Source organism: Kaarinaea lacus, from assembly GCF_975902315.1.
The window spans coordinates 1-6,100 of record NZ_CDLKIE010000400.1 but is presented as its reverse complement, the minus strand read 5'-3'; the positions used below and the strand labels follow the sequence as shown (position 1 = coordinate 6,100).

7 protein-coding genes are annotated in these 6,100 nt (G+C 41.7%); 6 read left to right on the top strand and 1 reads right to left on the bottom strand.

The window, feature by feature from the left end:
* Positions 1-566, top strand: a 566-nt coding sequence (locus tag ACWVCM_RS12680) for a hypothetical protein (RefSeq protein ID WP_455202123.1), incomplete at its 5' end; no start/stop codon positions are given.
* A gap of 87 nt (positions 567-653) precedes the next feature.
* On the opposite strand, the gene ACWVCM_RS12675 is transcribed toward ACWVCM_RS12680, so the two are convergent.
* Entirely contained in the window at positions 654-1,475 is an 822-nt protein-coding gene (locus ACWVCM_RS12675; RefSeq protein ID WP_455202122.1) for a rhodanese-like domain-containing protein, read from the bottom strand.
* Positions 1,476-2,062: 587 nt separating this feature from the next.
* Between ACWVCM_RS12675 and ACWVCM_RS12670 the strand changes: the two genes are divergently transcribed.
* From ACWVCM_RS12670 to ACWVCM_RS12650, 5 genes are all read left to right on the top strand, one after another.
* Entirely contained in the window at positions 2,063-2,467 is a 405-nt protein-coding gene (locus tag ACWVCM_RS12670) for a hypothetical protein (RefSeq protein ID WP_455202121.1), read from the top strand.
* 187 nt (positions 2,468-2,654) lie between these two features.
* Positions 2,655-3,203 carry a cell wall hydrolase gene (locus tag ACWVCM_RS12665; RefSeq protein WP_455202120.1) on the top strand — a complete coding sequence of 183 codons (549 nt, stop codon included), beginning with the start codon at positions 2,655-2,657 and terminating at the stop codon, positions 3,201-3,203.
* 179 nt (positions 3,204-3,382) lie between these two features.
* A complete protein-coding gene (djlA, locus tag ACWVCM_RS12660; protein ID WP_455202119.1) occupies positions 3,383-4,183 on the top strand; it encodes a co-chaperone DjlA in 801 nt (266 codons plus the stop codon).
* Between the two features lie 218 nt (positions 4,184-4,401).
* Complete coding sequence (locus tag ACWVCM_RS12655; protein WP_455202118.1) at positions 4,402-4,653, top strand: hypothetical protein; 252 nt, start codon at positions 4,402-4,404, stop codon at positions 4,651-4,653.
* Between the two features lie 335 nt (positions 4,654-4,988).
* The coding region (locus tag ACWVCM_RS12650; protein ID WP_455202117.1) for an adenylate/guanylate cyclase domain-containing protein at positions 4,989-6,100 on the top strand (1,112 nt) is incomplete at its 3' end.

Genomic DNA, 6,100 nt, shown 5'->3' with positions numbered 1-6,100 from the left:
TTAGCCTGTTTGATTTCACCGGTACTGGCGTTGATACTGAGCATGATGCTGATCCGACATTATATGAAGTCGATACTGGTATGTTGCCTGTTGAGGAAATATTTGAAACAACACCTGTAAAAGTCTTCGGTTTCGTGACGCCATTTGGCAGTGCTCCAGCCGATTTTGTTGCAACTACTTTAGTTGATCTGACCAAAGTACCGGCAACGTTAACCATGAACTGGACGCCTCATACGGACCATCCATTTAGCGAAGTTACCGAAAACAGCGTTACGTTGAATCTAATGGATCGGGGCGTTTTTCATCATGTTGGCCGTGGTGGTGCCATTGTCGATCTGTCTACCATTTCTCCGCCTCCGGTGATTCGAGGAATGGCTAATGGTGGTCGTTATGAGCTTAAGGAAAAAGGGCCTCGACAGGTATTTACAGACTTTACAAGTCTTATTGAGGAAATAGAAGCCCGCATGGCAAGCGGCAGTTCCATGAAACGAATCGTGGCACATGGTTTCTATAATGACCTTACCGCAACGCTGACGGCTGATGAGCTTCACGTGAAACTGAAGTAAGAGACTTTCGTTAACAAGAAAAAAGAACGGGTAACGATCTGTCGTTACCCGTTTTTGCATGAAGGTAAGGTTAAAAAGTAAAGCGGTTTACCTATTCCATTCAATCTTGGCAATCATGTCATAATAGGCGCGAGCGCCTTTGTCCATAAAATAATAATTCTTTACCCCTGCTTTTTCCAGGGCATATTGCAACCAGCGAACCTGTTTACCGACTTCATCATAGATAAACAATGTTTTATTTTCGCGCCGGGCTTTTTCGATATAGCCTTGTAATTTTTTCCTGTCATCAAGTGCTGCCCAACGCTCAATACCGGGATAGAATCCGACACCGGCCCTTTGAAATTTGTCGCGCACGTCTACAACAATCCGGTTTCGCGAGTCCATAATGTAAGAACTAAAAGTATCTGGATCCAGCAATCTTGAAGTGAAGCGTTTTTTGGCGATCAGTTTTTTCGGGTTTACCGGGCTGGTGCCAAGTAGCACCGCCTGTTTAGGATATTTCTTTGTCCAGTCGAATATTCCCGCGTCAAAGGCCAATACATTTTCAACATTGGCCTGTAGTGCCCTCTTGACTGAGATATACGATTTCATACAGCGGTGACCATTACAGTAAAAAACTATGGATTTATTCGTTTTCCCGCGTAATTTTTGTACTTCTTCTTCAAAGGTTTTATTGGCGACAGGAATATTGACGGCCCCCTTGATTCGTAAGGTTTCGAATTCGTAATTGGAACGTGCGTCCACAATAACAACTTCACCGCGGGCTTTCCTGGCAAACAGATCGGCTATTTCAATATAGGGAATGTCAGGGTATTTTTCCCTGCCTGGAAAACCTTCGTCTGCGGCCCATGCGGAGTTGGCTGTTACTGCCAACAGCGTGACTATCACTATTTGCAACACTCGGTACATCGTTACCTCTCCCTTATTCATTGTGGCGATTGATAAGTTTGAGGTGGGATTGGGTAACTTATCAATCGTACACGTGGACTCTGGTCTTACATTACGTAACCTATCTGAGTTTACGTACGCAGTGAGTAACTTTTCTCTATTCATATCAAGAATAGACATGAATATCTATAGTAATTGTTGGAAAATAACACAATTGCTGGTCCTGAATAACTTTTATCGAAAATAGGATACTACGTACATAATTGGTACGAGTAGCGCATTTCCAGGCCATATATAGCAAAGCAATTAAGCGGCTCGTGAATAGCATATACGGATATAAAAGGCACTCGAGAAGATTGCTATGGGTAATATATCGGTGAATAATCTAACCAGGGACATCCAGTAAACAACATAGTCGAAAACCGCATTCTGAAAGTAGTGGTGTAGACTGGGATTCTCGACAGAATTATGTTGCAGTTATCTGGCAAAACTTTTGCCCAGGTTTATCACTTAAGAGGTAGCTTTCAGTATAGAACTACGTGGTAACATGGCGAATGATTTTTGTAATCAACACCTATCTACATTCCAAATAATCCGTAAATATTACGATGCTGGACACACTTTCCCGCGAGCAGAAAGTTGAGCTTACCCAACTTGTCATGACGATGCTCGATGAGTGGGGGGTCAGTCACAGAGACAAGCTCAATTTGCTTGCGCTACCCGACCACATTCGATCTCGTGCTATTCGACGCTTCTACGATGATGAACCGTTGCCAGATGATCCGAAAGTGTTTGAGCGCATTGACCATTTACTCGGAATAGCAGATGCTCTACGAACCAGCTATCCGTTGAATGGCCATATGGTGTCATTCTGGTTGAATCAAAAAAATCAGCGATTTGAAAACCTGACACCCTTAGCGTATATGCTACAAGGTGGTCTTGAAAATGTCGTAGCCGTTCGGGCCCACCTCGATTGCGCCTGGGATTGGCAGCGCAGCGAATCGAAATCATAATTCAACATCGTTTTGTACGCTGTCACAATTCATCGCCAGTTTTTCATATTGTTTCCAGAAATATCAGCTATAAGTGCATGTATTTACGGGTAATATTGACGCAATTCGAATGCAACTTTTCGAGTTGCACGCTTTCTCACTGTAATATGTGATAATGAACAGATACCAGGGTGTCAGGAATTTGAGAATGTTTTCCATAGAAAATTTGCGCCTGGCTCTATCAGACAAGTGGCAATCTTTTGGGCAGGTTAACCAGGTGTTAATAGTGTTCTCAGGAATACTAGTGCTTGGCTTGTCCGTTAGTATGTTTATGTTCGCCAAGCAACAACACGATTTGCGAAACATCAAATGCCTGGCAATGAACGTTTATCATGAGGCACGCGGTGAACCGATCTTAGGTCAATATGCGGTTGCTGCTGTAACTATGAATAGAGTGAACTCAACGCGTTATCCTGATGATGTGTGTCGAGTTGTGTATCAAAAAGGATGGAGTTCCAGACAGCAGCGTTATGTTGCGGCATTTTCCTGGACCCTGGACAAATTAGCTGATATCCCTAAAGAATCTCTGGCCTGGAAAAAAGCTGTTGATGTTGCTGAAGCGGTTTATCAAGAAGAAGAGTCTGCTAAAACCAGGGTCAAAAATGCCATGTATTATCACGCTGAATACGTTAAGCCGCGTTGGGCATCTCAGAAATTGCGGATTACCAAAATCGGTCGGCATATATTCTATAAATAATACTACTGTTTATAATCAAACTGTTTTCTCTCAGTCGCCGCACATTTTTCAGGATTTCATAGATTATTACTCCCTGGCGTTTTTAATTGCCCACTATTTCGATTACTATATTGCGTTTTTTATAGCGGAGTATTGATTTAGTGATCCCGGTACATAGACATGGAAAACAAGGCTAACAAATGAGTTGGTGGGGTAAAGTTATTGGAGGCGCATTTGGCTTTATGCTAGGTGGGCCTTTGGGCGCTGTTTTAGGTGCGGCAGTAGGCCATAATTTTGATAGAGGGCTGTCGCAGACCACCCGGGTTTTCCAGGAAAGCGCAGGGAATACTGAACGTATTCAATCGGCATTTTTTGCGGCGACGTTTTCGGTAATGGGGCATGTTGCCAAGGCGGATGGTCGAGTTTCTGAAATTGAAATTAGTATGGCCAATCAGATTATGTCTCAGATGATGCTGGATGCTGAACAGAGGAAAGTTGCGCAACGTTTATTTAACGAAGGTAAGCAAGCTGGTTTTGATCTCAGCGGTGTGTTATCTCAGTTTAAAAAGGAATGCCATCGTCGTTTCCATTTAATACAAATGTTTCTCGAGATTCAAATTGCCACTCTGTTGGCTGACGGTGTTGTGCATCAAAAAGAACGCAATATTATTCATGATATAGGCCGCCAGCTAGGAGTAAATGATCGTGTTATTGATCAGTTGATTTCAATGGTGCAAGGACAACAATACTACTCGCACACTGAAGAAATACACAGGCCTGCTTCAGCGCGGGATTTACAAGAGGCGTATGCCGTACTGGGAGTTTCTTCATCGGCAAGCGATGAAGAAATTAAAAAGGCTTATCGACGTCTTATGAATCAACATCATCCGGATAAACTGGTATCAAAAGGATTACCGGAAGAAATGATTAAAATCGCCACGGAAAAAACCCAGGAAATTAAAAAAGCCTATGAACAGGTCAAGTTATCGAGGAAAAAGTAATAATTTTTTTAAAAATTTGACAGGAATCGTATTAGAAGGCGCTAATTTTTGTCACCTAATTAAATATTTTTCCTTGACTTGAATCGTTAATTCAGAAAATATTACTGCTACTAGATCGACGTTAGTATCTTTAATATCATTTTTTCAATACATCATTGTTACAATACATTTTTGTTTCAATAATTGTCATTTCAATGATCGTCCAGGCAGTACTCATCATGGAAAATCTGTTTAATGTAATAGATAAATATATGATTGAAATTCTTGTCGGTATCGCAATAGCGTTCGTACTTTTGTTTTTATTCCGCAGCTTTAAACGCAATTTATTAATTGGGCAAGGACAAGCGCGGCTCGTAGTGGAGCGTTATGATGTGCGCACCGACAAAATTCATAAATGGCTTACCTTGTTAATTGTCTTTCTATTCCTGCCACTTCTCGCCTATGTAAAGTTTTTACACTCTGCGTCCTAAAGGCAGGTTCCTAATGATATTTCCAGTTAGGGAATCTTTCTGAGTATTTTCAGGTTTCAGTAGATCCTCCCGGATCAGCGCCTGATTTATCCTTGTGTTGGCATCAATCAAAAGCAATATTGGTAATTAAATTATCAAATAATCAGATAATGTTTGGGTTTATGTTCGATATGAGCACTCATCGAAAGCTTTGTGCATAAAGCGTGCAACGAATCACAAAACCAGCAAATGTTCCAGCTAAAATAGCGAAAACCACTAAAAATTACTGCAACTTAGCAATAAACATCTTAAGAGATTGGTAACAGCGGACGAAATAGTAGGAAGTGAGCCGTATAATGAATATGTCAAACAAGTTTCAAATTTTTGCCTATTATCTGCTGGGTATCGTCGTCCTTAGTGTGTTTGCGATGCGTAGCATTGGGAGCGATGTCGATCAGGCTGGATTCACGTTAATCCTGTCGATTGCTGCTCCGTTTGTTTTTTTAGGTCTTATTCGTGGCCAGTTAGAATCCATATTTGTTTCAAAACAAAATAGCATTGACCGGCCAAGACGCCAGATTTTGCTAGATCTCAGTTTGTTCACGTTTGCCGCTGTTGTCATCATTTGCACCCAATTCGTATTGCAGAATGTTGACTATTTCGTGATGCTGAAAATGTTTGCCTGGTCCATGATTATTGGTTATTTCGCAAGTATCGATAGCGCTCTGTATCGAATGCGCGGCAATTTTAAGACAGAAGATTCCCACAATAATCAATTAAATGAACAAACTGTTCCGATTGCCCATCGTTTGAATATCTTTCTCAGTGTTACCGTGCTCATCGTTGCCATTGGTATGGGATTATCTGCGTATACCTACATGAGCCTGGATGTAACAGCGATTAAGGCGTCTCCTGTTGATATTCGCGAGTCGTTTATCGTTGATACGCTTTTCATATTGGGAATTATTGTCGCCCTTGCCACAAGAATTATTTTTTCATATTCGATCAACGTGCAGCGCCTGTTTGAGCATCAAATGGATGTGTTGCGCAGGGTAGAACAGGGAAACCTGGATCGTTATGTACCAGTGCTGACACATGACGAATTTGGTGTAATTGCCCAGCAAACCAATCGCATGATTGACCAGTTGCGCAGCAAGGATAAGATCCAGAAAACCCTGGAGAGTATCGTTAGTCCAGGCATTATGAATAAATTGCTCAACGGTAGCGAGAATGCGTTAAAGCAAGGTGAAGAATACGATATCGCTATACTGATTTGTGATTTGCGTAAATTTACTACTTATGCGGAAAATACCCCGCCTGAAGAAGTGATCTTTTTCCTGAATGCCTATTTTTCACAAATGACAAATATCGTTGCCAGCCATCATGGCATTGTGAACAAGTTTATGGGGGACGCCATCCTCGCGGTCTACGGCCTGGAAGGTGAAGATAAGAATTCAACAGAAAATGC